This window comes from Kitasatospora sp. NPDC090308 (genome assembly GCF_044769485.1).
GTDB classification, from domain to species: Bacteria; Actinomycetota; Actinomycetes; order Streptomycetales; family Streptomycetaceae; genus Kitasatospora; species Kitasatospora fiedleri.
Genome location: NZ_JBIVXY010000002.1, coordinates 550,519 through 569,501, shown reverse-complemented (window position 1 = coordinate 569,501; position 18,983 = coordinate 550,519). Strand labels below are relative to the sequence as shown.

General features: G+C 69.1%; 16 protein-coding genes and 1 tRNA gene. 5 read left to right on the top strand and 12 right to left on the bottom strand.

What is annotated here, in order from left to right:
• Positions 1 to 287 precede the first annotated feature (287 nt).
• From ACIQVD_RS06540 to ACIQVD_RS06530, 3 genes are all read right to left on the bottom strand, one after another.
• Positions 288 to 2,309: a glycosyl hydrolase family 18 protein gene (locus ACIQVD_RS06540; protein WP_402286429.1), complete on the bottom strand. Its 2,022-nt coding sequence runs from the start codon at positions 2,307 to 2,309 to the stop codon at positions 288 to 290.
• A 260-nt stretch (positions 2,310 to 2,569) separates the two neighbouring features.
• A tRNA-Met gene (locus tag ACIQVD_RS06535) sits at positions 2,570 to 2,643 on the bottom strand.
• Between the two features lie 57 nt (positions 2,644 to 2,700).
• Positions 2,701 to 5,691, bottom strand: coding sequence for a UPF0182 family protein (locus tag ACIQVD_RS06530; RefSeq protein ID WP_402286718.1), 2,991 nt, complete (start codon positions 5,689 to 5,691; stop codon positions 2,701 to 2,703).
• Positions 5,692 to 5,855: 164 nt separating this feature from the next.
• Between ACIQVD_RS06530 and ACIQVD_RS06525 the strand changes: the two genes are divergently transcribed.
• Positions 5,856 to 6,416 (top strand): PPA1309 family protein, encoded by a 561-nt coding sequence (locus ACIQVD_RS06525; RefSeq protein WP_400681964.1) that lies wholly within the window; start codon positions 5,856 to 5,858, stop codon positions 6,414 to 6,416.
• Between the two features lie 36 nt (positions 6,417 to 6,452).
• On the opposite strand, the gene ACIQVD_RS06520 is transcribed toward ACIQVD_RS06525, so the two are convergent.
• The 4 genes from ACIQVD_RS06520 to ACIQVD_RS06505 all read right to left on the bottom strand — a co-directional run bounded on the left by ACIQVD_RS06520 (position 6,453) and on the right by ACIQVD_RS06505 (position 9,620).
• Positions 6,453 to 7,535: a PDZ domain-containing protein gene (locus ACIQVD_RS06520; protein WP_400681966.1), complete on the bottom strand. Its 1,083-nt coding sequence runs from the start codon at positions 7,533 to 7,535 to the stop codon at positions 6,453 to 6,455.
• Between the two features lie 77 nt (positions 7,536 to 7,612).
• Positions 7,613 to 7,780, bottom strand: a complete 168-nt coding sequence (locus ACIQVD_RS06515; RefSeq protein ID WP_199528107.1) for a hypothetical protein — start codon at positions 7,778 to 7,780, stop codon at positions 7,613 to 7,615.
• Positions 7,781 to 7,942: 162 nt separating this feature from the next.
• Positions 7,943 to 8,383, bottom strand: a complete 441-nt coding sequence (locus ACIQVD_RS06510) for a molybdenum cofactor biosynthesis protein MoaE (protein ID WP_233533604.1) — start codon at positions 8,381 to 8,383, stop codon at positions 7,943 to 7,945.
• Positions 8,384 to 8,471: 88 nt separating this feature from the next.
• A complete protein-coding gene (locus tag ACIQVD_RS06505) occupies positions 8,472 to 9,620 on the bottom strand; it encodes an NAD-dependent epimerase/dehydratase family protein (RefSeq protein WP_400681969.1) in 1,149 nt (382 codons plus the stop codon).
• A 190-nt stretch (positions 9,621 to 9,810) separates the two neighbouring features.
• On the opposite strand from ACIQVD_RS06505, the gene ACIQVD_RS06500 reads away from it, so the two are divergent.
• Both ACIQVD_RS06500 and ACIQVD_RS06495 read left to right on the top strand, forming a co-directional pair.
• The gene (locus ACIQVD_RS06500) at positions 9,811 to 11,451 is read left to right on the top strand and encodes a zinc-dependent metalloprotease (protein ID WP_402286716.1); all 1,641 of its coding nucleotides are present in this window, start codon (positions 9,811 to 9,813) and stop codon (positions 11,449 to 11,451) included.
• Positions 11,448 to 12,011 carry an NUDIX hydrolase gene (locus ACIQVD_RS06495; RefSeq protein WP_400681970.1) on the top strand — a complete coding sequence of 188 codons (564 nt, stop codon included), beginning with the start codon at positions 11,448 to 11,450 and terminating at the stop codon, positions 12,009 to 12,011. Before ACIQVD_RS06500 ends, ACIQVD_RS06495 begins: the two co-directional genes overlap by 4 nt.
• 129 nt (positions 12,012 to 12,140) lie before the next feature.
• Here ACIQVD_RS06495 and ACIQVD_RS06490 read toward each other — a convergent pair whose 3' ends face one another.
• The 3 genes from ACIQVD_RS06490 to ACIQVD_RS06480 all read right to left on the bottom strand — a co-directional run bounded on the left by ACIQVD_RS06490 (position 12,141) and on the right by ACIQVD_RS06480 (position 15,171).
• Complete coding sequence (locus ACIQVD_RS06490; RefSeq protein ID WP_402286422.1) at positions 12,141 to 12,869, bottom strand: M48 family metallopeptidase; 729 nt, start codon at positions 12,867 to 12,869, stop codon at positions 12,141 to 12,143.
• Positions 12,870 to 13,302: 433 nt separating this feature from the next.
• Positions 13,303 to 13,578: a hypothetical protein gene (locus tag ACIQVD_RS06485; protein WP_402286420.1), complete on the bottom strand. Its 276-nt coding sequence runs from the start codon at positions 13,576 to 13,578 to the stop codon at positions 13,303 to 13,305.
• Positions 13,579 to 14,847: 1,269 nt separating this feature from the next.
• Positions 14,848 to 15,171: a transposase gene (locus tag ACIQVD_RS06480; protein WP_402286418.1), complete on the bottom strand. Its 324-nt coding sequence runs from the start codon at positions 15,169 to 15,171 to the stop codon at positions 14,848 to 14,850.
• Positions 15,172 to 15,348: 177 nt separating this feature from the next.
• Here ACIQVD_RS06480 and ACIQVD_RS06475 point away from each other — a divergent pair, with 177 nt between their 5' ends.
• Positions 15,349 to 15,546 carry a helix-turn-helix domain-containing protein gene (locus ACIQVD_RS06475; protein ID WP_402286415.1) on the top strand — a complete coding sequence of 66 codons (198 nt, stop codon included), beginning with the start codon at positions 15,349 to 15,351 and terminating at the stop codon, positions 15,544 to 15,546.
• A gap of 460 nt (positions 15,547 to 16,006) precedes the next feature.
• Here the strand turns inward: ACIQVD_RS06475 and ACIQVD_RS06470 are convergent, their stop codons facing one another.
• Positions 16,007 to 16,534 (bottom strand): transposase, encoded by a 528-nt coding sequence (locus tag ACIQVD_RS06470; protein WP_402286714.1) that lies wholly within the window; start codon positions 16,532 to 16,534, stop codon positions 16,007 to 16,009.
• Entirely contained in the window at positions 16,531 to 17,010 is a 480-nt protein-coding gene (locus ACIQVD_RS06465) for a winged helix-turn-helix domain-containing protein (protein ID WP_402286711.1), read from the bottom strand. The genes ACIQVD_RS06470 and ACIQVD_RS06465 overlap by 4 nt, the downstream gene beginning before the upstream one ends.
• Positions 17,011 to 17,057: 47 nt before the next feature.
• On the opposite strand from ACIQVD_RS06465, the gene ACIQVD_RS06460 reads away from it, so the two are divergent.
• Entirely contained in the window at positions 17,058 to 18,761 is a 1,704-nt protein-coding gene (locus ACIQVD_RS06460; RefSeq protein WP_402286414.1) for a hypothetical protein, read from the top strand.
• Positions 18,762 to 18,983 lie beyond the last annotated feature (222 nt).

The window sequence follows — 18,983 nt, the reverse complement described above, 5'->3', positions numbered from 1 at the left end:
CCGGGGGGCACGCCGGACCGGACGGCCCGTCAACGGCCGCGCCGCGTCCCCCTCGTGGTCCATCGTCGCATCACCCGCACACCGCGTACACCTGCTCCGTCCGTTTTGGCGGAGCGGGGCCGAAGCCCGGCGAGATCGCTTCGGCTCTTTGTCGATTTCCCGACACTGGGCCCCACAAACCCCGGCCACGCATCGTACCGGAGTCGATCAACTCCGCGCGCCCGCAAGGGGGAAGGCCCGGAGGACGGAATCCTCCGGGCCTTCCTTAAAAGGGTCTTGACGGAGCCTCAGCTGACGCTGAAGTCGTCGGCCTGGTAGGCACCCTGTCCGTACCAACCATGGACCCAGACGGTCACCGAGGTGACCGAGGCGCCGGTGGTGAACTTGGTGGACAGCTGCGTCCACGCGCTCCCGCCGGGGGTCCAGGTCGAGCTGTCCGCGCCGGAGCCGGTGACGCCCAGGTAGGTGTAGTTGCCCTTGACCCAGGCGGACAGCGTGTAGGAGGTGTTCGGCTTGACCGTGACGGTCTGCTGGCACTGCGCGGTGTCACCGGCGCTCGCGTTGCCCTGCAGGGCGTAGGAGCCGGTGTGCCCGCCGCCGACCACGGCGCCGCCCGAGCAGGTCCACGGGCTGAGCGCGCCGGACTCCAAGCCGGGGTTGGCCACGATCCCGCCGCCGGGCGAGGTCGGCGAGGAGGACGGGCTGCCGGACGGGCTGCCGGACGGCGAGGTCGAGGGGCTGGTCGACGGGCTGGTGGACGGGCTGGTGGACGGCGACGGCGACGGGGACTTCGACGGCGAGGCGCTGGCGCTGGCGCTCGGCGAGCCGGTCGGCGGGGCCGGGCAGGAGGCGGCCGAGCCGCCGGTCGCGGTCATCAGCGGGTTGAGCAGCGCCGCGTTCGGGTCGTCGTAGAGCGAGAAGACGAACGATCCGCCGAGTCCGTTGCAGTGCGCGTAGTCCATCTTGGCCTGGATGGACTTGGCGTTCTCGCCGGACCAGAAAGTGGTGCCGTCGTAGAAGTACGCGGCCTGCGCGGCGGCGTCCCAGTAGGTGTAGGCGGGGTTGTCCACCGTCCCGAGCAGTTCCTTGTACATCCGCACGCCCGCGACGTTGCCGGAGTTCGGCGCGCCGGGGGCCGGGCCGGCCGCGGGCTGGAACAGCCCGTGGTTGGCCCCGGCCGCCACGCCGGTCCAGCCGCGGTAGTAGAGCGGGACGCCCATGTTCAGCTTGTTCGCCGGGAACCCGCCGGGGATGCCGTACGAGGGGTCGCCGACCGTGTACGCCTTGATCGCCTCGTCGATGGAGTACTTGGCGTTGCCCGGCGGCACGTTGTTCATCGGGTCGTTCGGGCTCTGGTAGACCGGCGTCTGGTGGTTGGTCGGGCCCTGGGCCTCCCAGCCGCCGTGCATGTCGTACGTCATCGGGTCCGCGAAGGTCAGGTACTGCCCGATCTTGTTGGTCTCGATGTTCTGGATCTTGTCCTGGCCGGCCGGCAGCGCCGCGCTCAGCGCGTAGGTCTTGCCGTCCGCGGCGCCCTGGGTGTTGAGCTCGCTGCGGAACTCGGCCAGCAGGGCGGTGAAGTTCTGCTTGTCGGCCGTCGAGGAGTGGTTGCCGGTGTGGCCGCCGCCGCCCGGGTACTCCCAGTCGATGTCGAAGCCGTCGAAGATGCCCTTGCCGGTGCCCGGGCCGCCGTAGCCGCCCTGGGCGGGCAGGTTGCCCTTGATGAACATGTCGACGCAGGAGGAGACCAGCTTCTTGCGCGAGGCGTCGGTGGCCGCCGCGTCGGAGAAGTACTTGGAGTACGTCCACCCGCCGATCGACAGCAGCACCTTGAGCTTCGGGTACTTCGCCTTCAGCTCCTGGAGCTGGTGGAAGTTGCCGGCCAGCGGCTGGTTCCAGGTGTCGGTGGAGTTGTCGACGCTGTTGCCGTTGGCGAAGGTCTTGGCGTAGTCGGCGTAGTAGTCGCCCGCGCCGTCGCCGGCGTTCGGGTTGTTCTCGTCCTGGGAGGCCGCCGAGTTGGCCTCGAAGCAGGTCAGGTTGGCCGGGTCGATGTTGGCGAAGTCGTACAGCAGGTAGTCGAGCTTCCCGGCCATGCCGTTGGTGTCGACGTTCTTCAGGTAGTAGGCGTTCTGGTAGATCGACCACTGGTCGAAGTACGCGACCTTGATGCCGCCGCTGGTGGCGGGGGCCCCGGTGGTGTTGCCCGGTCCGGCGCTCGCGCTGGGGGCTCCCAGCAGTGAGACCGCCCCGGCGAGCAGCGTGGCGGCCGCGGCCGTGACGGCCCAGGCCCTGCGATTGTGGCGATGCATGCGGATGTGCCTCTCTCCTGTCACGTGGGGATGCAGGAACGCCGTCCGACACCCGGTCGGGGAGAGCGGCAGACGGAGCCGGCACGTGATCAATTCCCGGTGCCGGCAAAGGAGTTGCAACGCATCAAGGCGGACGGTGGGGGCCGCCCGCCATGGGCATGACTCAGATTGGACTGGACCACATGGGGTGTCAATCGGCCCGACGCCCAAGGAATGGCAAAGGCCCGGAGGCTGATGCCTCCGGGCCTTTCGCTACTGAGTAGCGGGGACAGGATTTGAACCTGCGACCTCTGGGTTATGAGCCCAGCGAGCTACCGAGCTGCTCCACCCCGCGTCGGTGAAACCACTGTATCACGATCACGGGGTGGACCAACAAACCGGTTTCCGCAGCTCAGCCCGTCGGCGAGGCCGAGGGCGCGGCCGAGGGCGCGGCGGGGGGCGAGGCGGGCGGGGAGACGGGCGGGGAGGCGGACGGCGAGGCGGCGGCCCCGCCGCCCGGCTGGGCCGGCGCGGTGGCGCCGGACGCCTTCTGCTCGGCGGCCATCGCGTCGCCGATGGCCTTCTTCAGCGCCTCCTGGGCCTTGCCGTACGCCGTCCAGTCGCCGTTCTTCAGCGCCGCCTGGCCGTCGTCGAAGGCCTTCTGCGCCTCGGTGAGCGCCTGCTGCACCTCCGGGCTGTCCGGCGTGGTGGGCGTGGTCGGCGTCCCGGTGCCCGGGTTCTGCGGGTCGGCCGGGGCGGTCGGGGTGGTGGCCCCGTCGGCCGCGCCGCCGAGCACCTTGGCCAGCGCCTGGTCCAGGGTGTCCTCCAGCGCCACGTTGTGGTCGCCGTACACCGCCAGCACCTTCTTCAGCACCGGCACCTTGGCGCCGCGGGCCACCAGGTACACCGGCTCCACGTTGAGGATGCCGCCGCCGACCGGCAGGGTCAGCAGGTTGCCGTAGACCACGTCGGAGTCGGTGCCGCTGCGCAGCAGGGTCAGCTGGCGGGCCACCTCGGAGTCCGAGTTGAACTTCGCCTGGGTCAGCGCCGGGCCGAGCGCGCCCGAACCGGACGGCATCCGCAGGATCCGCAGCTTGCCGTAGCCCGGCCCCGGGTCGGCGTCCGCGGTCATGAACGCGGCCAGGTTCTTGCGGCCCGAGGGCACGAAGGAGGTGGTCAGCGAGAAGCTGGCCTCCTGGGCGTCCGGCATCCGCAGCGTCAGGTAGTACGGCGGCTGCACCTCGTGGGTGTTGACCGTCGGGTCCTCCGGCACCTCCCAGATGTCGGTGCCGTTGAAGAACGCCGTGGCGTCCGTCATGTGGTACTGCCCGAGCAGGTCGCGCTGCACCTTGAACAGGTCCTGCGGGTAGCGCAGGTGCGGCAGCAGGGTGGCCGGGATGTCCGCCTTGGCCTTCACCGTGTCCGGGAACGCCTTCATCCAGGTCTTCAGCACCGGGTCGGCCTCGTCCCACTGGTAGAGCGTCACCTCGCCGGTGTACGCGTCCACGGTGGCCTTCACCGAGTTGCGGATGTAGTTGACCTGGTTGACGGCGGTCAGGGTGCGCCCGCGCTGGTCGGTCAGCGAGTCCTTGGTGGCGTCGCCGAAGGTGGTCTTGGACGAGAACGGGTACCCGTCCGAGGTGGTGTAGCCGTCCAGCACCCACACCAGCCGGCCGTTCTGCACCACCGGGTACGGGTCGGCGTCGATCGACAGCCACGGCGCGACCTTCTCGACCCGCTCCTTCGGGGTGCGGTCGTAGAGGATCTTCGCGTCGTCCTTGATCGCCCCCGAGTACAGGATCTGCGGCTCGGCGAACTTCAGCGCGTACGCGGCCCGGGTCAGCGGGTTGTTCAGCGAGACGCCGCTGCCGCCGCTGTACTGGGAGGTCTGGTCCGGCTGGCCGTCCCGGGTGTAGTCGATCTCGTCCAGGCCGGGCCCGACGACGGAGTACATCGTCGTCTTCTCGCCGTAGTACACCCGCTGCTCGTAGCTGCCCATGCTGCCCTCGGCGGGCAGCGAGTGCTCGGTGTAGACCGGGTTGCCGTTCGAGTCGACCTGGTTGCCCTTGGCGGCGACCACGCCGTACCCGTGGGTGTACTTGAAGTGGTCGTTGATGAAGTTGTGCTGCTGGACGCCGGTCAGGTCCAGCTCGCGCACGCCCAGCACGGTGTCCTGGTCGCCGTAGCGGTCCACGTCCAGCGTCTTCGGGAACGCGTAGTAGTTGCGCAGCGCCTGGTTCTGCTGGAACGTCGGCGAGACCACGTTCGGGTCCAGCAGCCGGATGTCGGAGACGGTCTGGGCGTCCTTGGCGAGCGTGCCGGCGTCGGTGGAGTCGGTCGGCGCGTACTGCTGCTCGGCCACGTCCGCGATGCCGTACGCCTGCCTGGTCGCGTCGATGTTCTTCTGGATGTACGCGGTCTCCTTGGCCTGCTCGTTCGGCTTGACCTGGAACTGCTGCACCAGCGCCGGGTAGAGCCCGCCGACCAGGATCGCCGACAGCGCCATCAGCCCGAAGCCGATCAGCGCCGGCGCCCAGGTCCGCCGGATCGGGGTCAGGAAGAACAGCAGCGCGCAGATGACCGCGACGAAGAACAGGATCGTCTTGGCCGGCAGGAACGCGTTGGCGTCCACGTAGCGCAGGCCGGTCCAGCCGTCGACGTTCTTGTACGACTCGCTCTTCACCGCCAGCGCGTACCGGTCCAGCCAGTACGCGACCGCCTTCAGCAGCACGAACACGCCCAGCAGCACGGCCAGGTGGCCCTGCGCCCCGGCGCTCGCCCGCCGCCCGGGCCCCTGCAGCCGCAGGCCCCCGTACAGGTAGTGCACGGCGGTGGCCGCCAGCAGCGACACGATCACCGCGCTGAAGCCGAAGCCCAGCACGAACTCGTACCAGGGCAGCTTGAACGCGTAGTAGGAGACGTCCTTGTGGAACTGGCCGTCCTTCACGCCGAACGCGGTGCCGTTGACCCACAGCATCCACGTCCGCCACTGCGCGCCCGCCGCGGCGCCGGCCGCCAGGCCGACCAGCAGCGACAGGCCGATCATCAGCCACTTGCGGAACGGCGCGATGCCCATCCGGTAGCGGTCCAGGCTCTGCTGCTCCACCGACATCGCGGCCAGCGGCGGCCGCAGCCGGTACGCCAGCCACAGGTTGAAGCCGACCACCAGCGCCATCAGCAGCCCGAAGACCGCGAACAGCCCGGCCTTGGCGCCCAGTTGCGCGGTGAACACCGAGCCGTAGCGCACCGAGTCGAACCACAGCCAGTCGGTCCACAGCCCCGCGAACAGCACGAACAGCACGAACAGCGCCGCCAGGACGCCCAGCGTCAGCAGCAGCACCTTCGCCCGGCGCGACGGCGGCCCGACTCTCGCTCGGAAACCCGGACCGGAGCGGTCCGGCATCTGGAAGGTCAAGGCGCCACCTCAGCTGTCGTCGTTGGGAATGCCCGCTGCCGCACCGATAACCGGCAGCGGTCTCCCCATGCAACTTAATCAGTCTTTACCTGAGTTCCCGGTGGCTGCGTCGGAGTTGGAGACGGCCCCCCCGGACGTGTGAGGATGACCCCATGTCCGACTCCCCTGACCTGACCGCCGCCACCTCCGGCCCGCCCGCGGCCACCCCGCTCACCCGGGCCGCCCTGGAGATCGACGAGCACGCCGCGACCCTCGGCTGGGACCTCCCGGCCCGCCTGTTCGCCCTGGTCGACAACGCCCAGATGCTCAAGGCCAACCCGCGGCTCGCCTCGCAGCTCGGCCTGGACGACAACCCGACCGGGCTCACCCCGGTCGAGCAGGAGGAGATCCCCCCGGGCACCGAGCTCGACCGCTTCCTCGGCACCATCGCCTGGCCCGACGGCGTGGTCGGCTGCGCCCTGGTGGTCGAGCGCCTGATGCTCCCGCCCGGCGCCGAGGCCACCCGGCCGAAGAACGCCACCGAGAAGGAGATCAACGACTGGGTGGCCACCCACCCGCAGCGCCAGGAGGTCCGGATCACCGCGGCCGTGCTGCGCGACGGCGCCAAGGAGGTCGCGCTGCGGCTGCGCGAGAAGGACCTCGCGCGCGAGGTGCTCACCGGCCCCGAGCTCGTCCCCAACCTGACGGACGCCCTGCTCGCGACGTTCTCCTGACCGCCCGGGGCCCCGCCGGGGCCCCCGCCGGGGTGACTAACCGCATTTCGGCAGCGCGGCCCTGTCGCCGGCCCGGATGCCGTCCAGGGCCTTCACCGCGCCGTCCAGGTTCTCGACCTTGACCAGGGTGAGGCCGGACGGGGTGCCCTTGGTCGCCTCGGCGCAGTTGTCCGCGGGGGTGAAGAAGTACTCGGCGCCCTTGTCGCGGGCGGCGATCAGCTTCATCTGGATGCCGCCGATCGGGCCGACCGCGCCGTCGTCGTCGATGGTGCCGGTGCCCGCCACGAACGTGCCGCCGGTGAGGTCGGTGGGGGTGAGCTTGTCGACGATGCCGAGGGCGAACATCAGGCCGGCGCTGGGGCCGCCGACGTCCTGCAGGCCGATGTCGATCTTGAACGGGTAGACGTGGTCGACGCCGGGCGTGATCCCGACGACCGCCCGCTCCGGGCCGTCGTCCGCGGACTTGCCGGTGACGATCGGCACCTCGACCCGGTCCGCCGGGTCCGGCGTCGCGCCGGCCTTGGCGTGCGGCACCACGGTGAAGACGGTGGTCTCGCCGGGCTTGTGCCTGGTCACCTGCGCGGCGACCTGGGCCTGGCTGGAGATGGCCGTGCCGTCCACCGCGACGATCTGGTCGCCGGCGTGCAGCTTGCCCTCGGCGGGCCCGCCCGCGGCCACCGAGGAGACGATGATCTCGGTGCCGACCGGGATGTCCAGCTGCTTGAGGGCCGCGGTCTTGGCGCTGTCCTCGGAGGAGGCGAACTGCTCGGCGTTCTCCTGCTGGGCCTCCTGGTCGGTCTGGCCCTTCGGGTAGACGTTGTCGTGCGGGACGACCAGCACGTCGTCCCGCACCCAGCCGACGATCGCCGAGACCAGGCTGGGCTGGTACTTCGCCCCGGTGACCTGGACCGTGGTCATGTTGAGGTGGCCGCTGGTCGGGTAGGTCTCGTGGCCGGTGATGGTGATCACCGGGGTGCCGGTCTTGTCCTGCGTGCCGAGGGTGTTGTACGTCGGCCCCGGGCTCATCTCGGTGAACGGCACCTTGAACAGCACCGAGGCACAGAGCAGGCCTATCAGCAGCAGGGTGGCGGCGAGCATCGTCGACGATCGGCGTGGCATGGCACGACAGTACGGGAAGTGCGGTTCGGGGTGCACCGGCGGTCCGCGCCCGGCACCGCCGATCGGGGACGGGCCGGTCAGTCCCGGGCGCCGGTGCTGCGCTCCATCGCGGCGCGGAACCGCTCGTGCTCGGCGAGCGAGGTCGGATCGGTCATCGCGCGGGGCGGCCGGGCCGCCCAGGTGGCCCAGACCGCGGCCAGCACCCCGGCCACCACAGGAATGCTCAACCAGGCGAGCACAGCCATTTTCGAACTCCCCACAGGCTCGTCATGCGTATCAGCAGATTAGCCGCCTGCTGGGGGAACGGCGCGAGCGGCATCCGGGTTACGGGACGGGGCCCGTTCTCCACCGCACGGCGGTACCGCCGAACGGGGAACGAGCGCCGCCCGGGGCCGGACACGGGGGCGTCAGCAGGAGCCGGCGCCGACCCACTCCTCCTCGCCGTCGGCGAAGACCTGGTGCTTCCAGATCGGCACCTCGTGCTTGAGGTCGTCGATCAGCCGCCGGGCCGCCGCGAACGCCTCGCCGCGGTGCGGGCAGGACACCGCGACGATCACCGCGACGTCGCCGATCCCCAGCCGGCCGGTGCGGTGCACCGCCGCCAGCGCCCGGACCGGGAAGTCCGCGCAGACCTTCTCGGCGATCCGGCGCAGCTCGCGCGCGGCGGTCGGGTGGGCGCTGTACTCCAGCGCGGCGACCGGCTTGCCGCCGTCGTGGTCGCGCACCGTGCCGACGAACAGGGTGGTGCCGCCGGCCGCGTCGTCGCCGACCGCGGCGTGCACCTCGTCCAGCGAGAGCGGGGTGTCGCGGACGGCGAGCAGGCGGATCGGGTCGTGGTTCTCGGACATGCCCACCATCATTCCGCATCCCCGGCGAGCGGCCGCAAGGATTTTCGTATCACGATGCGGTAATTCCATGATGCGGAAAGATGTCGGTTCAGATCCGGCGCTGCCTGCGGGCCCGCCGGACCAGCGCGGCGGTGCCGATCAGCGCCACCGTGGCCCCGGCCGCGCCCAGGCTGGTGGCGGCCTCCTTGCCGCCGAGCCGGCGCCCGGCCACCGCGTGCTTGCCCGACACCTGGGCGAGCAGCTCGGCCAGCACCTCCTCGTTGCTGTGCCGCGGCCGCCAGCCCGCCTCGTGCAGCCGGCTGCCGGACACCACCCACGGGTACATGGTGTACGCGAGGTCCCCGGCCGGGGCCGGGGTCAGGCCGAGCCGGTGCAGCCGGGCCGCGGTGCCCAGGGCCAGCGAGGCGGGCAGCTCCATCCGGCGGATCCCGGACAGCTCCTCCACGTCCTCCTGCTCCAGCCAGCCGTCGCAGCCGACCGTCACCTCGCCCTCCACCAGGCCGAGCGCCGCGTACTCCAGCGCCGAGGCCAGGTCGTCCAGGTGGCAGAACTGCCAGCACGGGCGGGAGCCCGCCACCACCAGCAGCCGCGGCGCCTCGAAGTGCCGGGTCAGCACGGTGTCGATGCCGGGGCCGACCACCACGGCCGGGCGCAGCACGGTGATCTGCAGGCCCGGGTGGGCGCGCGGCGCGCGGCGGGCCAGGCGCTCGATCTCCAGCAGGTCGCCGACCAGCGAGGCCTCCTCGGTGGCCCGCAGCTCGGAGTCCTCGGCCAGCGGGACCTCGTTGTCGGGCAGCGCGCCGTAGACCATCGCGGAGGTGCACAGCACCACCCGGTGCACCCCGGCCGCCGCGGCGGCGGTCACCACGGTCTGCGCGCCGCGCACGTTGTAGGCGCTGCGGGCCCGCGGGTCGGACTCCATGCCGAGGTCCATCGCCAGGTGGACCACCACGTCGACGCCGGACAGCCGCTCGGCCACCGCCGGGTCGCGCACGTCCAGCACCCGCCACTGCACGCCGGGCACCTCGCCGCGCCGGTCGTCCACCGCCAGCACCCGGCGCACGTGCGGGGAGTCGACCAGCCGCTGCGCGACGCGCTCGCCGAGCACGCCCGCCGCGCCGGTGACCGCCACGGTCAGCGGCTTGCCGCCGTAGGCTGGAATCGGCGAACCGGCGTCGGCCGGCACGCCCTCGCCCTCGGTCAGCCCAGAGCGAACGTCCGAAGGCGGGGAACTCACCGGCCATCCTCCACGGTTAGCTTAAGTGCGGACGTACGAGTGTCACGCACTCGACCATCCTGCCCGAGGCTCGGCCCCGGCGGTGCACCCGGCGCGGTCGCCGCGAGACCATTGAAACCGCTCGGAGCCCCCGGGCGGCAGACTTTCCCGCCACACCACCCGCGTGACGGCCGATCAGATCGAGGACCCCGTGAGCGACCTCCCCTTCGGATTCGGCGTTCCCCCCGAGGAGCCCGAGGACGGCGAGAACAAGGGCAAGAAGGACGGCGAGCCGGGCGACTCGACCCCGCAGCAGCCGTTCGGCTTCGGCAGCGGAAACCCCTTCGGGGCGCTGTTCGGCATGGGCGGCCCCGGCGGCGGCCAGGGCGGGGACAACCCGTTCGCCGCGATGATGGGCGGCTTCAACCCCAACGACCTCGGCGCGGCGTTCCAGCAGCTCGGGCAGATGCTCTCGTTCGAGGGCGGCCCGGTGAACTGGGACCTGGCCAAGAACATCGCCCGGCAGACCGTGGTCGCCGAGCAGCCCGAGGGGAAGACCAAGGACCGCTCGGTCGGCGCGGCCGAGCGCACCGCCGTCACCGAGGCCGTCCGGCTGGCCGACCTGTGGCTGGACTCCGCGACCGAGTTCCCGTCCACCTCCTCCGCGGCGGTGGCCTGGAGCCGCGCCGAGTGGATCGAGGCCACCCTGCCGGTCTGGAAGGACCTGGTCGACCCGGTCGCCGAGCGGGTCGGCAACGCCATGGGCGGCGTGCTGCCCGAGGAGATGCAGGCCGTGGCCGGGCCGCTGATGGGCATGATGCGCTCGATGGGCGGCGCCATGTTCGGCACCCAGATCGGGCAGGCGCTCGGTGCGCTGGCCGCCGAGGTGCTCGGCTCCACCGACGTCGGCCTGCCGCTGGCCCCCGCCGGGAAGGCCGCGCTGCTGCCGCAGAACATCGCCGAGTTCGGCGAGGGGCTGAACGTGCCGGCCGAGGAGGTCCGGCTCTACCTGGCCCTGCGCGAGGCCGCCCACCAGCGCCTGTTCGCGCACGTGCCGTGGCTGCGGGCGCACCTGTTCGGCGCCGTCGAGGCGTACGCGCGCGGCATCAAGGTCGACACCTCGCGGATGGAGGAGCTGGTCGGCCAGCTCGACCCGTCCAACCCCGAGGCCCTCCAGGAGGCGCTGGCCGGCGGCCTGCTCCAGCCCGAGGACACCCCCGCGCAGAAGGCCGCGCTGGCCCGGTTGGAGACCGCCCTCGCCCTGGTCGAGGGCTGGGTCGACGCCGTGGTGCACACCGCCGCCGCCCCGCACCTGCCGCACGCCGCCGCGCTGCGCGAGACGCTCCGCCGCCGCCGCGCCTCCGGCGGCCCCGCCGAGCAGACCTTCGCCACCCTGGTCGGCCTCGAACTGCGCCCGCGCCGCCTGCGCGACGCCTCCCGCCTCTGGGCCTCGCTCGCCGACGCCCGCGGCGTCGAGGGCCGCGACGCGCTGTGGAGCCACCCCGACATGCTGCCCACCGCCGCCGACCTGGACGACCCGGACGGCTTCGTGCATCGGGACACCGCGGCGGTGGCCGAGGGCGGCTTCGACTTCGACGCGCTGGACAAGCTGCTCGGCGAGGCGGCGGGCGGCGGGGCCGGTTCCGGCTCCGGTGCCGGCTCCGGTGCCGGGAAGGCGGACCTGCGCAAGGGCAAGGACGGCGGGGCGGACAGGGCGGCGGAGGAGTCCGCGGAGCAGCCCGCGGAGGACGCCCCGAAGGCTGCCCCGGACGACGCCTCGGGTGATGCCCCGGGCGAGGACGGTAAGGGCGAGGACGGCGGCGAGCAGGGTCCGGAGGGCACCGCCAAGTGACCGCGCTGCACGCCGACGCCGTCCGCGTCCTCACCGACTGGGTGCCCGACGGCGCCGGGCAGGACGAACTGCGCCGCGACTACCTGGCCCACCTGGCCGACCGCCCCGACGGCATGTGGCGGGCCTGCCTGCCCGGGCACCTCACCGCCAGCGCGCTGGTGGTCGACCCGGACGGCGGGCGGGTGCTGCTCACCCTGCACCCGAAGGTCGGGCTGTGGCTGCAGATGGGCGGCCACTGCGAGCCCGGCGACGGCACGCTGGCCGCGGCGGCGCTGCGCGAGGCGGTCGAGGAGTCCGGCATCGCCGGCCTGGCGCTGCTCGCCGTCGACGGCCGCCCCGCGCCCGTGAAGCTGGACCGGCACCGGGTGCGCTGCACCGGGAAGGACCGGCCGGAGAACACCCACCTCGACGTGCAGTACGTGGCGCTGGCCCCGGCCGGGGCGCGCGAGCTGATCAGCGAGGAGTCGCTGGACCTGCGCTGGTTCGGCTGGGACGAGCTGCCCGCCGACACCGACCGCTCGGTGCGCGACCTGGTCGCGCGGGCCCGCGCGCTGGTCTGACGCCCTCCCCGCACCGGCCCGGCGTCCTCCGCCGTCCCGTAGGCCCTCGATCGCCCCGGCGGGGCCGGTCGGGGGCCTCCGTGCCGCTCCCGGGCCGGGCCGGTGGTGCGGCGGCCGGGGAGCGGGACGTCAGGTGAGGTGGGCGGGCGGGACGTGCGGCAGCCGGGCGGCGGAGGCGACGCCCTCCAGGTAGCCGCGGGCGCGCTCGGTGCGCGGGTAGGCGTCCAGCAGGGCCCAGAACCGGGGGCCGTGGTCGGGGACCAGCAGGTGCGCGAGCTCGTGCAGCAGGACGTAGTCGACCACGTACTCGGGCATGCCCTGGAGGCGGTGGGAGAGCCGGATGGTGCGCTCGCTGGGGGTGCAGGAGCCCCAGCGGGAGTTCTGGTTGGTGACCCAGCGGACCTGCTCGGGGACGGCGCGACCGCCCAGGTAGAGCCGCGAGAGCTCGCGGGCGCGGGACTGCAGCGCCTCGTCGCCGAGCATCCGGCGGCTCTCCTGCGCGGCCAGCTTGTCGAGCATCTGGGCCACCCAGCGCTGCTCCTCGGCGTGCGACATCCGGGCCGGGATCAGCACCACGGTGCGGTCGCCCTCGCGGTAGGCGGAGACGGTGCGGCTGCGGCGGGCGCTGCGGCGGACCTCGACCTTGCCGCGGTCGACGCCGCCGCGCTCCGGGCCGGTGCGGTCGAGGCCGCCGCGGTCGGCCGCGCAGGTCGGATCGGGGGTGTGCTCGCGGTCGGATGTGTACTCACGATCGGCCCCGGTGCTGGCATGCGCACCGGGCGCCGCGACCGTCGGACCGGAGGCTGCCCGGGCACGCCGATGCGACGCCGACCGATGGGAGTCCCGTTCGGCTGCCATGGCACAGGACGTTACCCCGTCCCCGTGACAGAAGTCCGGCAGCGGGACGGCGCGGCCCACGGGTCCACCCGGGTGCGTTGTCCACAGGTGGTGGGCGGCGATGAACCGATCGTCACACCGGGGCTGTGGACAACGGATTTCCGCCGGTCCGGACGGGCGGGCAAGCTGCGGTTGTGATGGAGCAGCGTAGTTTGCGAAGGAGCACGCCAGTTTGCGATCGTTACTAAAAGTAACGATGCCGCCGCGCGTCGCAGTACACCAGCCGCGTCGGGCCAGCACTGGATTTGCTGTGTGCGTCGAATTTTCGGGCAACCCTGGTGTTCGCCACCACCACGTGGGCGAGCTGGACTTTTACGTCCGGGACAGTTCAACAACGACCGCAACAAGGCGGTGGCCGGACCGACGTGCTGCCGGTCCGGCCACCGCCGTTTTGTCAGAGGTCCGCGCTGGTGCCCGTCGACACCGTCGCCTCCTGGACCTTCTTGGCGAGACGAGCGACGAACTGCACGCTGGCCCACTTGACGCCGCGCGCCACCAGGTGCGCTAGGCCGCCAATGGCTCCGGCGAGGGCCGCATGCTGCGCATTCCGGGCGAACTCGCTCCCCGGCGCGTAGTGCTGGAGCACTGCGGCCCCGAAGGTCACCACGCACAGGGCGGCGTATCCGACCGCGACCTGGTCCCGACGGACCTTGCTGATCAACCGCTTCATGCTCTGCGCCTTTCTCTATATGGCGAAGCCCCGACCCGCGGGCCGGGGGCTTCCTGGAGGTGACGGTTTCGCCCGGGGCGAGGGGTCCATCGTCACGCTGACTGTAGAGGTGATCACCAATGGGTGCGCAAGAGGCCGGCGGCGTGAACTAAATCACAGCAACAGAACTAGCGCCCAGACCACTAAGTGTGGTAGGCGCTATGGGTCTTAAGTTCTGGGTCCGACTACTGAGACCAAACCGTTTGCCCCGGGCGATCAACAGTCGAACCAGAGTCATCGAGCTATAGAGAGAACCCAACGACCCATCCACACTCCGCGATAGACGAACTGTCCAGGAGCGTCGATGCGGGTAGCCTAAGAGAAAGTGACTCTCCTTGCAAGATGCAGTCACCTCCGACTACCATCCGCAAGCCTCTGACCAGGCACTTTGCCCTGCAGAAGCCAGCTCGAACAGTGGCCCTGTCTTGCAAGAGTGCAACAGTCGAAGACCGGCCGCCCAACAGTCATCCAGCAGCCACTGCACCTGCCCTGACCTGCGAGTTCTTCTCACCTCTCAACGCGAGGCTATCGACTCCGGCAGTAGACGCAGCCGCAGCATCCCAGGTGCCAGCCAAGCAAGGCTCTTGCCTCACCTGACCTGCGCTTTCGTCCGTCTCATGCTCCAGGCCATTGATCAGACGCCGATAGCGGCAAGCAGGACTCGTGAGATGTCGGCCTACTTCCCATCCACAAGCCATGGACCAGTGCAGTGAGCTCATGCTCGGGCCTGGCTGGCAGCAGGCTTCATCGCTGCTGTGCTTCAAGGAGGTCAGCTTCAAGAGCCGCTACGCGCTTGTACGCGAAGCACAGGTTGGAACAGGCTCCATCAAGGTGTCCTTGAAGGGTGCGGCGTTCGCGAGTCAACTGCTGGATACGGACCTTCAGGGTCGCGTTCTTGCCAGTCAGGACTTGCAGCGACTCGCCGGAGATCGTCTAGCCGAAGTCCGCCGGAGAGACCTGAGGACGATGCGTCCATGGATTCACTCTTCAGTGCCTCTCCCGTGGTCCGGCGGGCCGTCGCCGACCTGATCGTCAAGCCTCCGAACCCCAACCTGGACATCAGCCTTGTCGTGAGCCGCAGAAGCCGGCAGCGAACTGGACCACGACGAGAAGTAAAGCCCTCGGCCAATCCCCGAGGCCGCTCGGGCCTGCGCAACACTATTCGCCCGATACAAGGGAGGCGTGATATAGCCTCCCACCGTCAGTAGAGTAGACAACGCTCACACCGAATCAGCCAATAGATTTTCCGTTCTCGATTTCAGCTGCGAACAATGCGGCAGCAGACCTGAGGATTGCGTTGATCCTTCGGAGATTCGCATTCTCAGCCTCAAGGGCCTTGACCCGCTCGGACTCCCCCACAAATTCCTGTGCGGCCGGAGCCGGGTTCTGGCCTGCCTTATTCACCCAGTGCCGGAGAACTTCCGGGTGGATTCCCAAAAGATCTCCGACCTCCCTGACGATTCCGGCCCGACCTGGCTGGTCTCGCTTCTTGTCCATCACTAGTTGGACCCCGCGCTCGATGAGCTCGTCCGGGTACTTCCTCTGGGCTGGCATGGCACTCCTTCTCGAAGAGCCAGCTCCGCCAGCGGCCTGGCCTCGGGTCGACGGATCTGAAGCATCAGTCAGCGCCGATTATGCACAGCTGTTCATGGCAGTCAAACGGCTGTCAGTGTTCGAGTCAGATTCGTGCTACCACCAGAGCCCCCAGACCCTCAGCTCCATGCCTTCGGCATGCACCTGAGGCGACTACGGGAGGCTCGCGGACTCACCCTCGAAGAGCTGGCGGCCAGGAGCGGTTTGAGCTTCCGCGGCGTCGCCTATATCGAACATGGGCGGAGAAATCCAAGCTTGGCCACCCTGCTCTGCCTGGCTAAAGGCCTGCAGACAAAGCCTTCTTCTCTTCTTGTCATCTTTGATGGGCAGGGCTAAAACATCGAGACCCAGCCCCACTCTTAGAGAGCCAAGCTTCACCATCAAGCTTGGCGGCAAAACTTGCGCTCTTGGAGCACCTGAACGAGAGTGCCCAGTCGATCAGCGACTGCATCATCCGATCGCCACACCCCGCAGTGGCGGGCGACGCGTTCGCGGCCGCCACCGACCCCAAAAGAAGCCAGCGCGGCGTGCAGGGCGAGGCTGGCGATGTTCGCAGGGGGACGTCGGGCTGGACTATCCAGATCCCAACCCGCTCGGTGAGATCGATCAGCGTCGCCAGCGACGCGTTCGCCCCAGCCCCGGCAACCAGTGCGAGCGTAGATGGAGCGCTCAACCATCTCGGCGTACGCGGGCCACACTAACCGCCACCAGCCCCGCGCCTCCCAGCCGGACCGAGGGCCTGCCACTGAAGCCTTGTCAGATGACCAGGCTACTGAACTTGAAAGGGTGATGCCGGTCAGCCGTCCAGGATGAGGCCGGTGCCGGCGAGACAGCCGTCGACCAGGTCGGGGCGGTACTGGATGCGCTTGAGTCTGCGCTTCACGGCCCGGGTGATCTGGCCGAGGCCGGCGGCCGCGAGGTTTCCGATGTCGCGTTTGACCAGCGACCAGATGCCCTCGGTCGGGTTGAGGTCGGGGGCGTAGGTCGGCAGCTGGAACACAGTGAGCCAGTCGGCGTTCGCGGCGATGAACTCCCGCATCCCTACTGTCAGGTGGAGGCGGAGGTTGTCCCAGACCAGAACAATCGGGCCGCCCAGCTGGATGCGGGCACGGACGATCAGGTCGCGGAAGTCCCGCCAGCCGAAGCCCTTCGGCTCGTTCTTGCGGCCCCGGTACTCGCGCACCGCGTAGATCAGCCGGGACCGCTCGCCCGGCTTGAAGCAGGTCATCCCCGCCATCGACAGCCGTCCGGAGCCCCGGGCCCGTACCCGCACCACCGGGGTACGGCCGATCCGGCCCCAGGTCCTGGCGCGCGGCGGAGTCATCGACTGCCCGGCTTCGTCCTCGAAGACCAGCCACGCGTTGCGCTCCGCCGCGATTCTCTTACCCGCGGCCAGGTCTCCTCCCGCCACACCTCGACAGCACCGTCGTCGCGCTCGATCGCGCGACGGGCCGGCTGCTGCCACAACCAGCCGAGCCGTTTGAGTAGCTGCCACGTTCCCTCGACTGTGTACGAGACGTGAAACAGCCGGCCGATCAGAGTCTTGATCCGTGCGAGCGTCCACCGCTGGTCCGCCCACCCGTGGGCGAGCGGGCCGCGCTCCAACTCCTGTTCCAGTCTGGCGAGCTGGCCAGGTCCGAGCCTAGGGCGCCCAGGGGACCCCTTCGACTGGACGCCGGCTTCTCCGCGCTCGCGCCAGGCCCGCCGCCACCGCTCGACCGACCGCTCGCTCACCCGCAACGCGGCGGCGATCTCCCTGTTCTTCTGCCCCGACTCCCGGAGGAAACCGGTGGCCGTCAGGCAAACAGCCCCGACATCACCCTTTCAGGTTCAGTAGAGTCTGCCCTGTGGCGAGAGTTGAGTGGACCCGACTGAGTGGTGACGATGTCGAAGAGGCTGTAGCGATCATGGTGTCGCGGAAGCATCCCGACAGCATCCGCATCCGCCCCTCTAAAGGCGATGGTGGTATCGACATCCTGGTGCCGCTGCCGGATGAGACTTTCCATGTCCTACAGGTGAAGAAGTTCGCACAGAACCTAAAAGCCGGCGAGAAAAGGCAGATCACTCGGTCCCTTGCTCGGCTATCCGCCTTCGTCCGAGACGAGGGCCTTGCCGTGTCAAAGTGGAGCCTCGTCACTCCGCTTGATCCCACTAAGGAGAACCTTGTCTGGCTTGCGGAGCAACCAGCATTGCCTGACATGGTCGTCGACTGGAAGGGCCTCAACTTCGTAGAGGCTTTGGTCTCAGAATTTCCCGAGGTGGTAGATTATCACCTGCACAATGGGAAGGAACGGCTCGCGGCAGCACTTGCAGATCTCACCGCCCTCCTGCGCGGCCCTCTAACTGGCAGCGACCCCACGGCGGAAAGTTTTCAAGCATCCGACGCTCCAAATCTGCTGGAGGCGTTGTTCCGGCAAGTGAATCTGCATGACCCACATTACTCTTACGATCTATACGCGACGACTAACCCTATTGAGCTGGATAGTCTCGATCATAAGTTTCTCGTTTTTGCGACACAAAGCTACGGTTCACCTTCGATCGCAATCGCCGTTCGAGCTCGATTCGCCGATGCCCCCAACGTGCGTGAAATTCCACTTTCTCTGAAAATCCGCGTTCCTGCAGAGGGAGAGCTGAGGGATCGCCTGGAGGAGTTCCATGAGTTTGGCGGCGATCTAGACCTGCCGGCCGAAGCGGTGGAGCTGACCGCCGACCTGCCTGGAGGCCTTGGTCCCACCCCAGGTGCGCCAACGGCCGTGAGGATCCGTGCCCTAGGGGAGCCTGCGCGGTTCCCGCAAGACATGCTGTTGGTCATCATGGCCCCTGATGGTTCTGAGCTCGCCAGCGTGACTGTGGAACTGACGACTGTTATCAGGGGGTCGTCAGGCGTAAGCGGCTACCTGCGCGGACAGGAGATCAATGGAGCCTTCGATGTAACAGTCCGTTTGGATGTGAAAAACCAAAAGCAGTCGTTCAGATTCAGCCTTCGCGAGCCGCAAGGAAGCCGACTTGAGTCCCTACGGGACGGATTCAAGTTCCTAGCAAATTTCCGAGCTCCGAATCAGCTCTGCCTGCGGAACCCACTTCGTACGACAGGGAGTGAACCGATGCCGATCGCCGATCCTGGGGATGCATCTGCTTCCACTGCCTATGACGTCCTTGAAGCTCTAATCAGGATCCAGGCCATCGCTGGCCGGACGATTAGAATGCCCAAACTGCTCGACCGGCCAGTTACCGACTTCGCACCGTGGATCGAAGCCGCTCACTTGCTAGAAGGAAAACCCCTCCAATTTGCCTGGGATGAACTGTCCTTCACTCCGCCCGCAGCTCCAGCGGAGTTCATCGACACCCTCCCCGCAGCCCTTATGGTTCGAGACAAGCTAACTATCTCGGTTGACGGATTGGAACTCGATCTAGGGTTCAGGCAGTTCTACACACCAGCTGTCCACCTCAAACCCGGTGCAGTCATTCCCGAGCGTGGCGGTCAGGTCACACTCGTACCATACGGCGATTCAGGTGGCATCCTGACTTGGGCTCCCCATGACGAACAGTGAGATCCCGTCCCCAAGGCAAGTCGGCTTTTCGGCCGATTGGCGGCTTGAACGCCGCCAAACCTGGATCTAAAGGTAGCCTCACACTGCGCACCCACGAATTTGGGATCACTGAGACCCCCTCGCCTTCCTCCTCCAATCCCACCATCCCCTTCCCTGACCGCCGATCTCATCGCAGCTACGCCACCGTCCTCGACCTCCTCTTCCACTGCTCAAAGTGGTCGC

Excerpts from the sequence above, each read along its gene's own strand:
- ACIQVD_RS06485 (WP_402286420.1), bottom strand. The coding sequence starts at position 13,578 with ATGAAGCGGTTGATCAGCAAGGTCCGTCGGGACCAGGTCGCGGTCGGA.
- ACIQVD_RS06525 (WP_400681964.1), top strand. The coding sequence starts at position 5,856 with ATGTCCGACTCCCCTGACCTGACCGCCGCCACCTCCGGCCCGCCCGCG.
- ACIQVD_RS06515 (WP_199528107.1), bottom strand. The coding sequence starts at position 7,780 with ATGGCTGTGCTCGCCTGGTTGAGCATTCCTGTGGTGGCCGGGGTGCTG.
- ACIQVD_RS06520 (WP_400681966.1), bottom strand. The coding sequence starts at position 7,535 with ATGCCACGCCGATCGTCGACGATGCTCGCCGCCACCCTGCTGCTGATA.
- ACIQVD_RS06470 (WP_402286714.1), bottom strand. The coding sequence starts at position 16,534 with ATGACTCCGCCGCGCGCCAGGACCTGGGGCCGGATCGGCCGTACCCCG.
- ACIQVD_RS06480 (WP_402286418.1), bottom strand. The coding sequence starts at position 15,171 with ATGCCAGCCCAGAGGAAGTACCCGGACGAGCTCATCGAGCGCGGGGTC.
- ACIQVD_RS06530 (WP_402286718.1), bottom strand. The coding sequence starts at position 5,691 with ATGCCGGACCGCTCCGGTCCGGGTTTCCGAGCGAGAGTCGGGCCGCCG.
- ACIQVD_RS06540 (WP_402286429.1), bottom strand. The coding sequence starts at position 2,309 with ATGCATCGCCACAATCGCAGGGCCTGGGCCGTCACGGCCGCGGCCGCC.
- ACIQVD_RS06510 (WP_233533604.1), bottom strand. The coding sequence starts at position 8,383 with ATGTCCGAGAACCACGACCCGATCCGCCTGCTCGCCGTCCGCGACACC.
- ACIQVD_RS06490 (WP_402286422.1), bottom strand. The coding sequence starts at position 12,869 with ATGGCAGCCGAACGGGACTCCCATCGGTCGGCGTCGCATCGGCGTGCC.
- ACIQVD_RS06475 (WP_402286415.1), top strand. The coding sequence starts at position 15,349 with ATGCACCTGAGGCGACTACGGGAGGCTCGCGGACTCACCCTCGAAGAG.